This is a genomic window from Erythrobacter sp. HI0063, assembly GCF_001635685.1.
Lineage (GTDB): Bacteria > Pseudomonadota > Alphaproteobacteria > Sphingomonadales > Sphingomonadaceae > Qipengyuania.
The window spans coordinates 1-16,270 of record NZ_LWFF01000321.1; the positions used below are offsets into that span (position 1 = coordinate 1).

General features: G+C 64.9%; 16 protein-coding genes. 8 read left to right on the top strand and 8 right to left on the bottom strand.

Annotation, left to right across the window (positions count from 1 at the left end):
- Positions 1-266 (top strand): hypothetical protein (locus A3736_RS17700; protein ID WP_197465602.1); only part of this gene is annotated, 266 nt, incomplete at its 5' end.
- A gap of 47 nt (positions 267-313) precedes the next feature.
- Here A3736_RS17700 and A3736_RS12965 read toward each other — a convergent pair.
- Positions 314-1,276, bottom strand: a complete 963-nt coding sequence (locus tag A3736_RS12965; protein ID WP_067683672.1) for an ABC transporter ATP-binding protein — start codon at positions 1,274-1,276, stop codon at positions 314-316.
- A gap of 81 nt (positions 1,277-1,357) precedes the next feature.
- Between A3736_RS12965 and A3736_RS12970 the strand changes: the two genes are divergently transcribed.
- From A3736_RS12970 to A3736_RS12985, 4 genes are all read left to right on the top strand, one after another.
- Positions 1,358-1,642 (top strand): zinc-finger domain-containing protein, encoded by a 285-nt coding sequence (locus A3736_RS12970; protein WP_067683674.1) that lies wholly within the window; start codon positions 1,358-1,360, stop codon positions 1,640-1,642.
- Positions 1,643-1,725: 83 nt separating this feature from the next.
- Positions 1,726-3,147, top strand: coding sequence for a metalloprotease TldD (gene tldD / locus A3736_RS12975; protein ID WP_067683677.1), 1,422 nt, complete (start codon positions 1,726-1,728; stop codon positions 3,145-3,147).
- Between the two features lie 88 nt (positions 3,148-3,235).
- Entirely contained in the window at positions 3,236-3,643 is a 408-nt protein-coding gene (locus tag A3736_RS12980) for a hypothetical protein (RefSeq protein ID WP_067683680.1), read from the top strand.
- Between the two features lie 3 nt (positions 3,644-3,646).
- On the top strand, positions 3,647-4,198 hold the full coding sequence (locus A3736_RS12985; RefSeq protein ID WP_067683682.1) for a DUF924 family protein: 552 nt from the start codon (positions 3,647-3,649) through the stop codon (positions 4,196-4,198).
- Here A3736_RS12985 and nth (A3736_RS12990) read toward each other — a convergent pair.
- From nth (A3736_RS12990) to nth (A3736_RS13000), 3 genes are read right to left on the bottom strand one after another with little or no spacing between them, the layout of a single operon-like run.
- Positions 4,188-4,844, bottom strand: a complete 657-nt coding sequence (nth, locus tag A3736_RS12990; RefSeq protein ID WP_067683685.1) for an endonuclease III — start codon at positions 4,842-4,844, stop codon at positions 4,188-4,190. The genes A3736_RS12985 and nth (A3736_RS12990) overlap by 11 nt on opposite strands.
- Before the next feature lie 3 nt (positions 4,845-4,847).
- Positions 4,848-5,981, bottom strand: a complete 1,134-nt coding sequence (locus A3736_RS12995; RefSeq protein ID WP_067683688.1) for an alkene reductase — start codon at positions 5,979-5,981, stop codon at positions 4,848-4,850.
- 58 nt (positions 5,982-6,039) lie between these two features.
- Positions 6,040-6,744 carry an endonuclease III gene (gene nth / locus A3736_RS13000; RefSeq protein ID WP_067683691.1) on the bottom strand — a complete coding sequence of 235 codons (705 nt, stop codon included), beginning with the start codon at positions 6,742-6,744 and terminating at the stop codon, positions 6,040-6,042.
- A 77-nt stretch (positions 6,745-6,821) separates the two neighbouring features.
- On the opposite strand from nth (A3736_RS13000), the gene A3736_RS13005 reads away from it, so the two are divergent.
- Positions 6,822-7,580: a carbonic anhydrase gene (locus tag A3736_RS13005; RefSeq protein WP_082851482.1), complete on the top strand. Its 759-nt coding sequence runs from the start codon at positions 6,822-6,824 to the stop codon at positions 7,578-7,580.
- Positions 7,581-7,631: 51 nt separating this feature from the next.
- Here A3736_RS13005 and A3736_RS13010 read toward each other — a convergent pair whose 3' ends face one another.
- From A3736_RS13010 to A3736_RS13025, 4 genes are all read right to left on the bottom strand, one after another.
- Positions 7,632-7,856: a hypothetical protein gene (locus tag A3736_RS13010; protein WP_197465603.1), complete on the bottom strand. Its 225-nt coding sequence runs from the start codon at positions 7,854-7,856 to the stop codon at positions 7,632-7,634.
- The gene (gene guaA / locus A3736_RS13015; protein ID WP_067683697.1) at positions 7,847-9,421 is read right to left on the bottom strand and encodes a glutamine-hydrolyzing GMP synthase; all 1,575 of its coding nucleotides are present in this window, start codon (positions 9,419-9,421) and stop codon (positions 7,847-7,849) included. Before guaA ends, A3736_RS13010 begins: the two co-directional genes overlap by 10 nt.
- 381 nt (positions 9,422-9,802) lie before the next feature.
- On the bottom strand, positions 9,803-11,368 hold the full coding sequence (locus tag A3736_RS13020) for a class I adenylate-forming enzyme family protein (RefSeq protein ID WP_082851483.1): 1,566 nt from the start codon (positions 11,366-11,368) through the stop codon (positions 9,803-9,805).
- Positions 11,369-11,460: 92 nt separating this feature from the next.
- Positions 11,461-12,846 (bottom strand): L-serine ammonia-lyase, encoded by a 1,386-nt coding sequence (locus A3736_RS13025; protein WP_067683700.1) that lies wholly within the window; start codon positions 12,844-12,846, stop codon positions 11,461-11,463.
- A 122-nt stretch (positions 12,847-12,968) separates the two neighbouring features.
- Between A3736_RS13025 and gyrB the strand changes: the two genes are divergently transcribed.
- Both gyrB and A3736_RS13035 read left to right on the top strand, forming a co-directional pair.
- Complete coding sequence (gene gyrB / locus A3736_RS13030; RefSeq protein WP_082851484.1) at positions 12,969-15,524, top strand: DNA topoisomerase (ATP-hydrolyzing) subunit B; 2,556 nt, start codon at positions 12,969-12,971, stop codon at positions 15,522-15,524.
- Positions 15,525-15,531: 7 nt separating this feature from the next.
- A complete protein-coding gene (locus A3736_RS13035; protein WP_067683703.1) occupies positions 15,532-16,269 on the top strand; it encodes a M50 family metallopeptidase in 738 nt (245 codons plus the stop codon).
- Position 16,270: the final 1 nt, after the last annotated feature.

Consider the following 16,270-nt stretch of genomic DNA (forward strand, 5'->3'; position numbering starts at 1 on the left):
ATGCGCTGCCGCCGCTCGACGTATTCTGCGTATTCGTCGTGGTCTGTCCGCTGTCCGAGGACGATTGCAGCCCGGTGGCGGTGCCCGAACCGCTCGTCGCAGTCGGTTCGGAGGAGGGGGCCGGGGCCGGTGTGGGGACCGGGCTGGGCTTGGGTGCCAGGCCGATATTCGAAAGCAAAGTCATAGTAAGGCTATCCGGTTGGGGGGGGGTGATGCGTCCCCTATGGACCGCGCTTCCTGCCGGTTTCCTCATCGAAACCGGATAATGCGGGCTTACGCAACACTACGCATTAATGCGTAATTTGCAAAAATATCAGACCGCCGCCGTTAACTGGACGAACACGTCTTCCAGATCCGCCTCGCGCGTGGTCACATCCTCGATCGCATAGCCATGGTGCTGGATCAGCGAGAGAATCTGGCCCGCCGTGGTCGCATCGCGATCGTAGGTCACGTCGAGGCGGCGCGGCTCCACCACCTCGGCCTTCACGAAAGCCTCTTCCATGATCGGTCCGGCCAGATCCATGTCGACCGAAACCGACACGATCTTCTCGCGCGCCATGCCGATCAGTTCGCGCGTGGGCTTGTTGGCGATCAGTTCGCCGTGATTGATGATCGCGATGCGATCGCACAATTGTTCGGCTTCTTCGAGATAATGGGTGGTCAGAACCACGGTGACGCCCTGCCCGTTCAGTTCGAGCACCAATTCCCACAATTGGCGGCGCAGTTCGACGTCGACGCCCGCGGTCGGCTCGTCCAGCACCAGGATCGGCGGGGAATGCACCATCGCCTTGGCGATCAGCAGCCGCCGCTTCATCCCGCCCGAAAGCGTGCGGGCATAGGCATCGCGCTTGTCCGACAGGCGCACCGCCTCCAGCAGCTCCTCGCTGCGCCGTTCCGCCTTGGGGATGCCGTAGAAGCCCGCCTGGTTCTCCAGCACTTCGAAAGGTGTGAAGAAGGGATCGAACACGATCTCCTGCGGGACGATCCCGATCGATCGCTTGGCATTCCGGCGCTGGCGATCGATGTCGAAGCCCCAGATTTCCGCGCTGCCATCGGTCTTGTCGACCAGCCCGGCGAGGATGTTGATCAGCGTGGACTTGCCCGCGCCATTGGGACCGAGCAGGCCGAAGATGCCGCCTTCGGGCACGTCGAAGCTGACGCCCTTCAAAGCCAGCTTGCCCCCGCCATCACTGTCTTTGGCGCTGTCCTTTGCACCATAGCGCTTCACGAGGTTATCGATGCGGATCGCCGGTTCGCTGGTGGGTTCTGGAGCCATGGCCCGCGCCTTACGGCGGATATCGCGGACACGCAAACCATCCGCTTGCGCGGGGCGGGCCGAGCATTTATCGCTCCTGCCATGAACACCGCCGAAAACGCCGCGCCCTATACCGCACCGCCCGAAATCGTGAAGGTCGAAACCCGGCGCGTGTGGTGCGATGGCGCCAGCGATATTCGCGGCGGCCCGAATTATCGCCCTGCAGCGCTGGGCCATCCCAAGGTCTATCTCGAAATCGACGAGCACGGCTATGTCGATTGCGGCTATTGCGACCGGCGCTTCGTGCTGGAAGGCGGCCCGGCGGACGGAGTGGACCCGGCGATGCTTCGCGATATCTCCGAAGGCGGCGATCCGGGCCACCGCTAAACACCGCGGGGGCGCGCCATACGAGGGGGTGGCGTGCTTTCGTCCCCCTATCGGTCGGGCCATGCAGTGCCTACATAGGTTGCATGACTCCAGCCACCGATCCGCATGCCCTGCTCTATCGCCAGATCGATCCCGACGGGGCGTTGCGCCTTACCGCCGATCTCCTCGCTCCGTGCGACGATGGCGAGCTCTATCTTCAATTCTCGGCCTCCGAGGCCTTCGCCTTCGATGACGGACGCCTGAAGACCGCCGATTACAGCCGCGATTCGGGTTTCGGCCTGCGCGGCGTATCGGGCGAGACGACCGGCTTCGCCCATGCCAACGAGATCAGCCACAAGGCCATCGCGCGGGCGGGCGAAACCCTGCAATTGCTCGATCCGGGCAAGCAGCCTGCGGTTCTTCCGCCAGAGCGGACCAACCGCCATCTCTACACCGATCTGTGCCCGCTCGATCTCGTGCCGTTCGCCGAAAAGGTGGCGCTGCTCGAGAAGATCGATGCAGTCGCCCGCGCGAAGGAACCGCGCGTCGCGCAGGTCAGCGCCAGCCTTTCGGCAAGCTGGAGCGTGGTCGATATCCTGCGGCCCGATGGCTTCACCGCGCGCGACATCCGCCCGCTGGTGCGCCTCAATATCGGCATCGTCGCCGAATCGAACGGTCGGCGCGAAAGCGGCAGCTTCGGAATGGGCGGGCGCTATCTCTACGACCGCCTGTTCGATGAAGGGCAGTGGATGCGCGGTATCGACAAGGCCGTGCGCCAGGCGCTCGTCAATCTGGACAGCGTGGCCGCCCCGGCGGGGGAGACCACCATACTGCTCGGCCCCGGCTGGCCCGGCGTGCTGCTGCACGAGGCGGTCGGCCACGGCCTCGAAGGCGATTTCAACCGCAAGGGCACCAGCGCCTTTTCGGGCCGGATCGGCGAGCGGGTGGCCGCCCCCGGCGTTACGGTAGTGGACGATGGCAGCATTGCGGAACGGCGCGGCTCGCTAAGTATCGACGACGAGGGCACACCCACGCGCGAGACCGTGCTGATCGAGGACGGTATCCTGAAGGGCTATATGCAGGACCGGCTGAACGCGCGCCTGATGGGCGTGGAGCCGACCGGAAACGGCCGCCGCCAGAGCTACGAACACGCGCCCATGCCGCGCATGACCAACACGTTCATGCGCAGCGGCGAGGACGATCCGGCCGAGCTGCTCTCCCGCGTCAGGGACGGCATCTACGCCACCAGCTTCGGGGGCGGACAGGTCGATATCGTCAGCGGCAAATTCGTGTTCGCCTGTACCGAGGCCTACAAGGTCGAGAACGGTAAGATCGTCGCCCCGATCAAGGGCGCGACGCTGATCGGCGACGGGCCCAGTGTGCTGACCCGCGTTTTGGGCATCGGCGACGACATGGCGCTCGACGAAGGGGTCGGCGTGTGCGGCAAGGGCGGGCAGAGCGTGCCGGCAGGCGTGGGCCAGCCGACGCTGCTGATCGACCGCCTGACGGTGGGCGGCACCGGTTGAAGCCTGCGCCCAATGGCATAGCGGATCGGAAACTCAGCCCGGGTTCAGGCATTTTGAGGTATACATCGCTTCCATAGGAGAACCGATCATGTCCCGCCTGTCCTCACTCGCCATCGCCGCTACCGCTGTAACCCTCGTCGCTTCCCCCGCTTCCGCCGAACGCAAATCGGGCGAAGAGAAGCTGGCCGAGATGATCGATGGCCGTGTCGCGGGCGAACCGCAGAGCTGCATCAACACCTTCCAGAGCCGCCCGCTGACCGTGATCGACGACACGGCGATCGTCTATCGCAGCGGCGACACGGTATATGTCAATCGCACCCGTGCGCCGGAAACGCTCGATGAGGACGATGTGCTGGTGATCCGCAAGTTCGGAACGGGCAGCCGCCTCTGCCGCCTCGACCAGATCACGACGCGCGACCGGCTGACCGGGTTTTACTCCGGCAATATCTTCCTGACCGACTTCGTCCCCTACGAGCGCGTCGAAGGCACGCGATAGACGATGACGGCAGCTGTACGGTCCTGGGCGCGAGAGCTGCTGCATATTTGGTTCGAACGGCTCGGCTCCAGCGATTGGTTCGGCGGCGGTGAGAAGGTCGACGATCTACTCGCACGCCGCTTCGAGCATGTGCTTCACGCGATGGGATCGCAGCCGGCATATGACTTTCTCGGCGATCGCGCACTGACCCGCGCCGCAATCCTGCTGTTCGATCAGGTGCCGCGCAATCTCTATCGCGACACGGCGCAGGCCTTCGCCTGGGACGATCTGGCGCTTTCCCTGACCCACGCCGCGCTTCGCCGGGGCTGGCTGACGGGCCTTTCGCGGTCCGAAAAGCAATTCCTGCTCATGCCCCTGATGCATAGCGAGGCGATCGCCGATCAGGAGTTGAGCCTGCGCCTGTTTGCGCGGCATGTCCCCGGATCGCTCGGCTTCGCAAAAGCGCATCACCGCATGATCGCACGCTTCGGCCGGTTTCCGCATCGCAACGAAGCGCTTGGACGGACAAGTACCGAGGCGGAAAAGCGCGCGGTGGCGGCAGGCTTCAGCTGGTAGCGCGCGTCGCGGCGTAGAATTCGCAATAGGCGTTGACCGGGCAGGCCGGACATTTCGGGGCGCGGGCCGTGCAGACGCGCTTGCCGAACTGGATCAGCCAGAAATGTCCGTCGCGCAGCGCCCATTCGGGCGTGCGCTCTTCCAATTGCTGCGCGGTCCGGTCCGCCGTCTTCGCATCGGTCAGTCCAATACGGTTGCAGACCCGATGCACATGCGTATCGACCGCGATCACGTCCTTTCCGAAGGTGAAGCTCATCACGATATCGGCGCATTTGCGCCCAATGCCGGGCAGGCTCATCAGCCCCTCGCGGCTGTCGGGCACCACGCCGCCATGCTCCGCCAGCAGAGCCTCGCAGAAGCGGCGGATCGAGCGGGTCTTGTTGTTGTAGAGCCCGCACGGCTTGATGGCGGCGGCGATGTCGCGGTCGTCCAGCTCCAGCATCGCCTTCGGCGTCGTCGCCAGCGCGAACAGGGCCTTGCTCGCCTTCGCCGTATTGCGGTCGAGCGACTGGGCAGACAGCATGCACGAAATGCAGGACCGGAACGCGTCGGGCTGGCCCTTGGGGCCCTTCGCGTCCGGTGTGCGCCCCGGCATTTCTTGCGAGAGAATGCGATAGACGCTTTCTACCGCTTCATCGTCCAGCATGGATCAGGCCGGGAGAGGATCGTTTACCTGTTCCAGGCTCGGATAGTCGGTATAGCCTTCGGCCCCGCCGCCATAGAAGGTGCTTTCATCCGGTTCGTTATAGGGCCCGTCCTGCGCGATGCGGACGGGCAGATCGGGATTGGCGAGGAACAGGCGCCCGAAGGCGACCGCATCGGCATGGCCCTTTTCGATCCGTTCGGCGGCTTCGGCAGGTTCGAAATTGCCATTCGCGATGAAGGTGCCGTCGAAGGCTTCGCGCATCGTCTTCAGGATTGCGTCGCCGATCTCATCCTTGCCCTCGCCGGTATGCGAGTTCGGACGGATGACGTGGAGATAGGCGAGCCCTTTTCCGGCCAGTGCCTTGGCGGCGGCGGGATAGGTTTCTTCCGGGTTGGCATCCTCGGTACCGCCCGGACCGCCCTGCGGCGACAGGCGCACGCCGACGCGATCGGCGGGCAGCTCCTCGCACACCGCCGCGACCACTTCGCGCATCAGGCGCAGGCGGTTGTCGAGGCTACCGCCATATTGGTCGTCGCGATTATTGGTTTCGGATCGGATGAACTGGTCGATCAAGTAATTGTTGGCGCAGTGGACCTCGACCCCGTCGAACCCGGCCTTCGCAGCGCAGCGGGCGGCGTGGCGGTAATCTTCGATGAGGCCGGGGATCTCGTCGGTGCGCAGGGCGCGCGCCTCTTCGAACGGCACTTGCGGCCCGTCTTCGTGGCGATCGCCCACGAAGGCTTCGCCCTCGGGCGTCCAGGCGCTGGCGGAGACGGGCTTGCCGCCATCGGGCTGAAACACCGAATGGCTGATCGCGCCGACATGCCATAACTGGCAGAAAATCCGTCCGCCCGCCTCGTGCACTGCGTCGGTCACGACCTTCCAGCTTTCGACCTGGCCATCGGTAAAGATGCCCGGTGTCCAGGCATAGCCCTGGCCCTGCTGGCTGATCTGCGTGGCTTCGCCCACGATCAGGCCTGCACCAGCACGCTGCGCGTAATAGAGCGCGTGGAGGCCGGTCGGTTCGTTGGTCTTCGCTTCGGAACGGCTGCGGGTGAGCGGCGCCATGACGATACGGTTGGGCGCTTCGAACGCACCGAATGTGACGGTGTCGAAAAGGGGGGCATTGCTGGGCATGGGAACTCCGATGACTGTTAGCCACCCAACGGCGGAGCCGGGCAGAGCGTTCCGGTGCTCAGGTCCGGGCCAGCCCCGTCGCGCAGAGCGAGCAGGCGGCGCAGGCCGCACAATCGGGCGCGCTGGGCCTGCACCATGTCTGGCCGAGCTTTTTCATCAGCAGGTGATGCTCGTCGAAATCCGCGCCCGACCACTCGTCCGGCATGGCAGGCATGATCGCATCGAAAGCGCGCGCGGTAGTCGCCTTGGGCGGGATGAGGCCCATGCGCTGGAGAATGCGGGTGTGGTGCGAATCGAGCACGATGGCGCGCCGGTCTAGCGTGCTGGCGTTCATGATCCCCGCCGCGATCTTGCGCCCGATGCCGGGCAAGCGTTCGAGCCAGTCCATCGCCTCGCCCGTTTCCATCTGCGCAAGATGCGACAGATCGACCGTCCCGCGCTGTTCGATCAGTGCGGTCAGACTGGCCTTCAGGCGCTCGGCCGCAATGTTGGGATAGGTCTGCGTCGAAAGCCCCGCCTGCAATTCCTGAACCGGCGCCTCGGCCACCGCCTCCCACGAACCGTAGCGGGTCAGCAGGCGGTCGGTCGCGGCATTCGAAACCGGCGACTTCGTGCGCGCGCCGATCACGCCCTGCACCAGCACCCATTCCGGCTCTCGCCACGCCGCCGCCGCTCGCTCGATCCGCCCGAAGCGCTGGATCAGGAGCGCCTGAAGACGGCGCAAGGTCTCGGTGCGGGGATCGGAAAAGAGCGAGTGCGGCAAATTTGCAAGCTCCGGTGGGATCGCTAGGGTCGGGTTTGAACGGTAACAACTCCGAACTTCATGAAAAGGGATCGACCATGCACGATACAAAGTCCGACCACGCGCCCGAGAATTCGAGCCGACGGAACTTCATGGGCACGGCCGCCCTCGGCACGGCGGCGATGGCGATGGCCGGATGCGCCAGCGCCTCGGCACAGCAGACCGTGGCAGCGGCAGCCGCGCCGATCGACACCAGCAATCTGACGCCGGATCAGGCGCTCGCCATTCTTCAGGAAGGCAATGCCGCTTTCCTGCGCGGCGAACAGCGCTCCGGCATCTCGAACGCGCAGCGGCGGCTCGAACTGGCGGAGGGCCAGTCGCCCTTCGCGGCCTATGTCACTTGTTCGGACAGCCGCGTGCCGCCCGAATTGCTGTTCGGGCGAGGACTGGGCGAACTCTTCATCATCCGCAATGCGGGCAACACGGTAGACACGGTCGCGCTCGGCAGCATCGAATATGCGGTCGGCGTGCTCGGCGTGCCCCTCGTCGTCGTGATGGGCCATGAAAGCTGCGGCGCAGTGAAGGCGGCGGTCGACGTGGTGAAGAACAATGCTACCTTCCCAGGCCAGATCGGGCGCATGATCGAACCGATCATCCCCGCCGTGCTCGCCTCGCGCGAGAACGGAACGATCGAGCTCGACAATGCGGTGCGCCAGAATGTGCGCCGCGTCGTTTCGCAATTGCGCAACCAGACCGATCCATTGATGCAGGAGCCGCTGGCGCAAGGACGATTGAAGGTCGTCGGCGCCTATTACGATCTCGACACCGGCGCGGTGGATTTCTTCGACCGCGGTTAAACGGTCGGACGCACGAGGCAGTTTCCGAACGGTTTCGCTGCGAAATGCCGGTCAGGCATTTACGCGGTACGACCGTTCGAAGACCGCCTCGCGCTCGGCCTTTTTTAGGCCCGCCGTCTCCTCGACGAAGCGGTTGCGATCCTCGCGCGTTTCGAACACCCAGACGCAGACGCTGTCGGGCCCGTGATAGATCGCTTTCAACTCGTCATCCACGGCGCACAATTCCTGCGGCATGGCGACGGGGATGCAGAGCGAGGTCGGAGGCGTTATTCCCACTCGATCGTGCCCGGCGGTTTCGACGTGTAGTCGTAGGTCACCCGGTTGATGCCCTTCACCTCGTTGACGATCCGCGTGGCGCATTGAGTCAGGAAGCTGGCGTCGAAGGGGTAGACGTCCGCCGTCATCCCGTCCGTGCTGGTCACGGCGCGCAGGGCGCAGACGCTGTCATAGGTGCGGTGGTCGCCCATCACGCCCACCGTCCTGACCGGGAGCAGCACGGCGAAAGCCTGCCAGATCGCATCGTAAAGCCCGGCCTTGCGAATCTCGTCGAGATAGATCGCATCCGCCTTCCGCAGGATGTCGCAGCGCTCCTTCGTCACTTCGCCGGGAATACGGATGGCGAGGCCGGGTCCGGGGAAGGGATGGCGACCGACGAAGATTTCGGGCAGGCCCAGCTCGCGCCCCAGTTCGCGAACCTCGTCCTTGAACAGTTCGCGCAAGGGCTCGACCAGCTTCATGTTCATCCGCTCGGGCAGGCCGCCGACATTGTGGTGGCTCTTGATCGTGACCGAGGGGCCGCCGGTGAAGCTGACGCTCTCGATCACGTCGGGATAGAGCGTGCCTTGGGCGAGGAAATCCGCCCCGCCGATCTTATTCGCTTCCTGCTCGAACAGGTCGATGAAGGCGCCGCCGATGAACTTGCGCTTCTTCTCCGGATCGGTCTGGCCCGCGAGGCCCGAGAGGAACATCTCTTCGGCGTCCACATGGACGAGCGGGATGTTGTAATGGTCGCGGAACAGGGTGACGACCTGCTCGGCCTCGTTCATCCGCATCAATCCGTGATCGACGAAGACGCAGGTCAGCTGGTCGCCGATCGCTTCGTGGATCAGCACGGCAGCGACGGCGGAATCGACACCGCCCGACAGGCCGCAAATGACCTTTCCATCGCCCACCTGCTCGCGGATTTCCGCGATCTTGGTGGCGCGGAATTCGGCCATGGACCAATCGCCGGCGAGGCCGCAGACATGGCGCGCAAAATTGGCGATCAGCTTCGCCCCATCAGGCGTGTGGACGACTTCGGGATGGAACTGGACGCCGTAATATTTGCGCGCCTCGTCTGCGATCACCGCGAAAGGCGCGCCATCGCTGGTGGCGACGATCTCGAACCCCTCGGCAAAGCGCGTGACCTTGTCGCCATGGCTCATCCAAACCTGATGGCGCTCGCCCTCCTCCCATAGACCGTCGAACAGCGCGCAGGGCTTGGTGACGGTAAGGAAAGCGCGGCCGAACTCGCCGCCTTCACCCGTTTCATGGCCGGGGCGGACTTCGCCGCCCAATTGGTGCGTCATGACCTGCTGGCCGTAACAGATGCCCAGGATCGGCAGGCCGCTGTCGAACAGGCACTGGGGCGCGCGCGGGCTTCCATCCTCGGGCACGCTGGCGGGCGATCCCGACAGGATGATGCCCTTGGGCTTCATGCGGGCAAACGCCTCTTCCGCCATGCTGAACGGCGCGATTTCGGAATAGACGCCCGCTTCGCGCACGCGGCGCGCGATCAGCTGCGTCACCTGGCTGCCGAAATCGACGATTAGGATGGAGTCGGGGAGATGCTCTGGGTCCATGGGCGAGCCGTTACCGCCAAGGTGCCGACCGGTCCAGAGAGAGGGCGCGCTCTTTCGCCGAAGCTTGCTTGCAAGAAATGCAACCGCATTTGGTGTTTTCTCACTTTCGTTCGCAGCGGTGCAACATTATTTCGCACTCCAGACGCCGATCCGGTCCTCCCATTGCGATCGGCTCCTGCAGGAAAACCCGCTTCAAGGTGCATTGCGCCGGCGGCATCCTGGTCCTCCCTTGCGGGGCAAGAACGGTCGGAGCCTCCTCTCCCCCTGATGCCCGACCGGTCTCGCAAGGCGCTAGGCAGCGAGTAGAGACGCGGCCGCCGAACCCTCTCCCCCCTACCCCATCGGTGCCGCGTCTCGAAAGCGCGTACGCCGCCTTGATATCTATTCGGGCAGGCCGCGGCGCTCGGCTTCGGCGCGCAGTTCGGTTTTCAAAAGCTTTCCGATATGGCTGCGCGGCATATCCTCGATGGCGTGCAATTGGGCGAGCCGCTGGGTCTTGCCGAGCCGGGCATTCACTGCGGCGAGGATCGTTTCCGTATCCCGCGCATCTGCGCCCAGCCGGACGAAGCCCACCGGTGTCTCGCCCCATTTGCGCGAAGGAACGCCAATGACTGCGGCTTCGGCGACGCCCGCTTCCTTCTCGAGCTCGGTTTCGAGATCGACGGGATAGATGTTGAACCCGCCCGAAATGATCATATCCTTCGCGCGGCCGACCAGCTCGACGAAACCGTCCGCATCGACGCGCCCGATATCCCCCATCCGCTGCCAGACCTCTCCGGTTTTCGGATCGGTCCAATAGCCTTCCTGCGTCTTTCCGGGCTGGTTCCTGTAACCGCTCATCATCGTGGCGCTGCGGCCCACCAGATTGCCTGCCGTACCCGGCGGCGCTTCGCGATCGTCGTCGTCCAGCACTTTCACTTCGCTGCCCGGCGCAGGGCGACCGACCGTATGCAGCTTGTCGGGAAATTCATGCGCGGGCAGCAGGCAGACGAGGCCGCCTTCGGTCATCGAATAGATCTCGATCAGCGCGCCGGGCATGCGCGCCAAAACCTCGCGCTTCAACTCGGCGGAGAAGGGCGCACTGGTGCAGTATTTCAGGCGCAGCGCAGACAGGTCGGCATCGTCCAGCCCCGGCGCGTCCATCAGCCGCTGATACTGGACCGGGACCAGCATGGTGACGGTGGTGCGATCCTGCTCCGCGTGGGCCAGCCACCGTCCGGCATCGAACTTGCCCACCACTCTCACCATTCCGCCCGCCAGCAGCGGGGCGAGGAAGGCGACCATGGTGGTGTTGGAATAGAGCGGCGTCGATGCGAGCGCGCGCACCTCCAGCCCGCTCGCGCAATAGGAATTGGCGGTGGAAGCGAACTGCGTCCAGCGCATGCCGTGCGAATGGACGATGCCCTTGGGCGTGCCGGTGGTGCCGCTCGAATAGATGATGTTGAAGGCGTCTTTCGGCTCGGGCGCGAAGGCAGGGGCGCGCGTTCCGGCGGGTGCCATCCACTCGTCCAACCCTTCGTCGAGGACGATGCGCGTCAGCCCGGCAAAGCTGTCTTCACCCAACTCGCTCAGCTTGGCGCGGTCGATGAAGATATGCGCCGCGCCCGAATCGCGCGCCATTTCCGCTAATTGTTCGGCGCTGGCACTGGTCGTCAGCGGCGCGGCGACGCCGCCAGCCCGCACTGCCGCGAGGAAGACCAGCGCGTAGGGTATGGAGGAAGCGCCGAGGATCGCCACCGCCTGGCCGCGCTCCAATCCCTCTTCGACGAGCCGCGCCGCGATCCGCTCGATCCGGTCGGCCATCTCGGCCCAACTCAGCGCGCCGGTCTCGTCCCGCAAAGCGATTTGCTCCGGCTGCGCCTCGGCCCAGGCGGCCAGCGTCGCGGAAAAATCGCCGAAGGGTTCGGCGAGGCGGTCGGCAGTGGCCGGAATCGAAGTGTCTCCCATGCGCGCACCCTACCCGCTGGGCACGCCATGTCGAGCGTTTCAGCCGCAAAGCAGCAGAGCGCAGGCGACAGTCCGGCTGCGCACGATCGCCATCAGCATTCGATGACGTTTACCGCCAGCCCGCCCTGGCTCGTTTCCTTGTACTTGGTCGACATGTCGAGCCCGGTCTGGCGCATGGTCTCGATCACCTGGTCGAGCGTGACGCAGCTTTCGGCGGCCGTACGATGAAGCGCCAGCCGCGCAGCATTGACCGCCTTGACCGCACCGATGGCATTGCGCTCGATGCAGGGCACTTGCACCAGCCCTGCAACCGGGTCGCATGTCAGGCCCAAATTGTGCTCCATCCCGATTTCCGCCGCACTGGCGACTTGCTCGGGATTGGCACCCCACAATGCCGCCAGCCCGCCCGCCGCCATCGAGCAGGCGACGCCGACTTCGCCCTGGCAGCCCATTTCGGCGCCCGAGATGCTGGCGCGCTGTTTGTAGAGCAGCCCGATCGCGCCGGCCGTCAACAGGAAGGTGCGGCGGCTTTCCTTGCAATCCTTCTCGTCGGCGGTCTTGCAGTAGAAGCGCATCACCGCCGGGATGATGCCCGCCGCCCCGTTGGTGGGCGCGGTGACGACGCGGCCTCCGGCGGCGTTCTCCTCGTTCACTGCCATGGCGTAGCAATTTAGCCAGTCGAACAGCGATTCGCGCTCGTTCGATTGCGGCTGGGCGGACAGTTTGTCCCACAGATCGGGCGCGCGGCGGCGCACCTTCAATCCGCCGGGCAGGATGCCGCGCTGGGACAGGCCGCGATCGATGCAGCCATCCATCGCCTCGGCCACCCGGTCGAGCCCCGCCATTGTCTCGTCGCGCGAACGCATCGCGTCTTCGTTGGCGAGGACGAGGTCGGCGATGGCGCAATCCTGTGCCGCGCACAGGCCGAGCAGCTCCGCCGCCGATCCGAAGGGGTGCGGCACGCTCGCGCCGGTACGCACGCGATCGTCCTTGGGCTTGCGCTGCAATTGCGCCGCGCTCGCCACGAAGCCGCCGCCGGTCGAATAATAGGTCCGCTCGAGCAGAACCGCGCCATCGGCATCGCCCGCGCTCAGCCGCATGCCGTTGGGATGGAGATCGGGGATGATATGCCCGGCCAGGTCGATATCGCGCGCTCTTTCAAACGCGATGGCTTGCTTGTTCCCCAGCGCGATCTGCCCGGTTTCGCGGATGGTTTTTAGCGTGGCAGCCGCCTCGTCGGGATCGGTGCGGTCGGGGCGGAAGCCCGCCAGGCCGAGGATGGTGGCATCCACCGTCCCGTGCCCCACGCCGGTCAGCGCCAGCGATCCCTGCAACTCCACCGCGACCCGCGCCGTCCGCTCCAGCAGACCCGCTTTTTCCAGCGCGCGCACGAAGCGCACCGCGATCCGCATCGGGCCGACCGTGTGCGAACTGGAGGGGCCGATGCCGATGCGAAAGATGTCGAGAATGGAAAGCATGCCGTAACGGCACGTGGCGCTGTCGGCGCGTCCGGTCAAGCGATCCGAAGGGTGAGCGGGCAAGATGGGGAAAAGCCCCCGTAAACTTTGTCAAAAGCCCTCTATGCGCCTATATGCTGGATATGGACGAGAACACCCCAGCGACGCCGGAAAACGGCGCATCCGAGACTCCCAATTCCGCGAAACGCAACGGCCAGTACGGCGCCGATTCGATCAAGGTCCTCAAGGGCCTCGACGCGGTGCGAAAGCGGCCGGGCATGTATATCGGCGATACCGACGATGGATCGGGCCTCCACCACATGGTGTTCGAAGTTTCGGACAATGCGATCGACGAAGCGCTGGCGGGCCATTGCGACCTCGTCCTGATCGAGCTGAACGCCGACGGGTCCGTATCGGTCGAGGATAACGGGCGCGGCATTCCGGTCGATCTCCACAAGGAAGAAGGCGTATCCGCCGCCGAGGTCATCATGACCCAGCTGCACGCGGGCGGCAAGTTCGAGAACACCAGCGACGACAATGCCTACAAGGTTTCGGGCGGCCTCCACGGCGTGGGCGTCTCGGTCGTCAACGCGCTGTCGGAATGGCTCGAACTCGTCATCTGGCGCGACGGCAAGGAGCACTGGATGCGCTTCGAACACGGCGACGCGGTCGAGAGCCTGCGGGTCGTGGGCGATGCGCCGCCGGTAGAATCGAACGGCGACGAGAACGGGCTGAAGAAGGGAACGCGCGTCACCTTCAAGGCCAGCGAGGACACCTTCAAGAACGTGACCGAGTTCGATTTCGACAAGCTGGAGCACCGCTATCGCGAGCTCGCTTTCCTCAATTCGGGCGTGCGCATCAAACTGCGCGACAACCGGCACGAGGAACCGCTGGAGCACGACCTGTTCTACGAAGGCGGGATCGCGGCCTTCGTCAAATATCTCGACCGCAACAAGCAGCCGCTCGTCGCCGAACCGATTTCGGTGAGCGCGGAAAAGGACGGGATCGGGATCGACGTCGCGCTGCAGTGGAACGACAGCTATTACGAAAACGTCCTCACCTTCACCAACAACATCCCCCAGCGCGACGGCGGCACGCACCTCGCCGCCTTCCGCGCCGCGTTGACCCGCACGCTCAACAATTACGCGACCGCCAGCGGGTTGATGAAGAAGGAAAAGGTCACGCTCTCGGGCGAGGATATGCGCGAAGGGCTGACCGCCATCGTTTCGGTCAAGCTGCCCGATCCCAAGTTCGGATCGCAGACCAAGGACAAGCTGGTTTCCTCCGAAGTCCGCCAGCCCCTGGAATCGCTGATGGGCGAGAAGATGGGCGAATGGCTGGAGGAAAACCCCAACGACGCCAAGGCGATCATCCAGAAGATCATCGACGCCGCCGCCGCGCGCGAGGCCGCCCGCCGCGCCCGCGAAATGAGCCGCAAGGGCGCGATGAGCGTCGCTTCGCTGCCCGGCAAGCTGGCCGATTGCCAGGATCGCAATCCCGCCAATTGCGAACTCTTCCTGGTCGAGGGTGATTCCGCGGGCGGTTCCGCCAAGCAGGGCCGCGACCGCAAGACGCAGGCGATCCTGCCGCTGAAGGGCAAGATCCTGAACGTGGAGCGCGCCCGGTTCGACCGGATCATTTCCTCGAAGGAAGTCGGCACGCTGATCCAGGCGATGGGTACGGGCCTGCGCGACGAATTCACGCTCGACAAATTGCGCTATCACAAGATCGTCATCATGACCGACGCCGATGTCGACGGCGCGCATATCCGCACCCTGCTGCTGACCTTCTTCCACCGCCAGATGCCCGAGATCGTGAAGGCCGGGCACCTCTTCATCGCGCAGCCGCCGCTCTACAAGGTGACGCGCGGCAAATCGGAAGTCTATCTCAAGGATCAGGCCGCCTACGATCGCTATTTGACCGAACAGGGCCTGCAGGGCCGCGTGCTGGAGACGGCGGGCGGCACGCGCGGGGCGGGCGAATTGTCCGAACTGGTCGCGCACGGCCTGCGCATGCGGAACCTGCTCGCCTTCGTGCCGCGCAAATACGATACCGACCTGATCGAGGCGATGGCGCTGGCAGGCGCGCTCGATCCCGAATTGTCCGATCGCAGCGAAGCGCTGAACCGCGCCGCCGCGCATCTCCAGCTGGGCGATCCGGAAGCGAACTGGTCCGCCGATCGGCTCGACAACGGCACGGTGCGCTTCCACCGCCTGTGGCGCGGCGTGACCGACGTGCACGAGATCGAAGGCAAGTTCCTCGACAGCGCCGAAGCGCGCAAGCTGCACCGCGTGGCGAGCGAACAGGCCGAAGTCTACACCGCGCCGGTGCGCCTGGTGAAGGGGTCGGAAGAGACGGTCGAGGAAGAAGTTTCGGACGAAAGCGAAACGGACGCTGCCGTCGATACCCCCATGGCCGAAGACGGCGCGATCATCCTTCCAACCCAATTGCTCGAAGCGGTCCTCGCCGCCGGGCGCAAGGGCCAGAAGATCCAGCGTTACAAGGGCCTGGGCGAAATGAACGCCGAGCAGCTTTGGGAAACCACGCTCGATCCGGACAATCGCGCGCTTCTCCAGGTCAAGGTCGAGGATGCCGACGTCACGGACGAGATCTTCACGCGCCTGATGGGCGACGTGGTCGAGCCGCGCCGCGAATTCATCCAGAATAACGCGCTTAACGTCGCAAATCTCGACGTTTGAGACCGGTTTGAAGAATCCGATCGCGCCGGGATCACAGGCCGAACAGGTCGGGCGCCTGCTCCTCGCGGGCGCGCTGGTGCTGTTCCTGCCGCTGATCCCGTTTGGCGCGTATCTGCTCTATCCCTTCGTCATCCTGACGACGTGGTTCCACGAAATGGCGCACGGGCTGGCGGCGATGCTGGTGGGCTGGGATTTCCAGCGGCTGGTGATCCTGCCCGACGGATCGGGCTTCGCCGAAAGCTTCACGCCGATCGAGGCCGGACGCCTCAAGCGCGCGGTCGTCGCGGCGGCGGGACCGCTTGGGCCTACTGTCGTGGGCTCGCTGCTGATCCTCGCCTCGGGCCGCCGCCGCAGCTGGCGCCCGGCGCTTTATGCGCTGGCCGGGGCGCTGATCGTTTCCACTTTCATCTGGGTGCGCAGTCCGGTGGGCGTGATCGTCCTGCCGCTCGTGGCGCTGATCCTCGTGGGTATCGCGCGCAGCGACAGGCCCAATCTCGAACGCTTCACGCTGCAATTCCTAGGCATTCTCGCCGCGCTCAGCATGCTGCGCGACTGGAATTACCTCTTCACCGAAAGCGCAGTGATCGGCGGGCGCCGCGTCCTGTCGGACACCGGCGCGATCGAGGCCGCGCTGGTCCTGCCGCACTGGGTCTGGGCGGGGCTGATCACGCTTCTGTCGGCACTCGCGATCGGAGCGAGCCTCAAGCACGCCCTCAAGGAAGACGGCAGTACCGCCCGCTTATAGC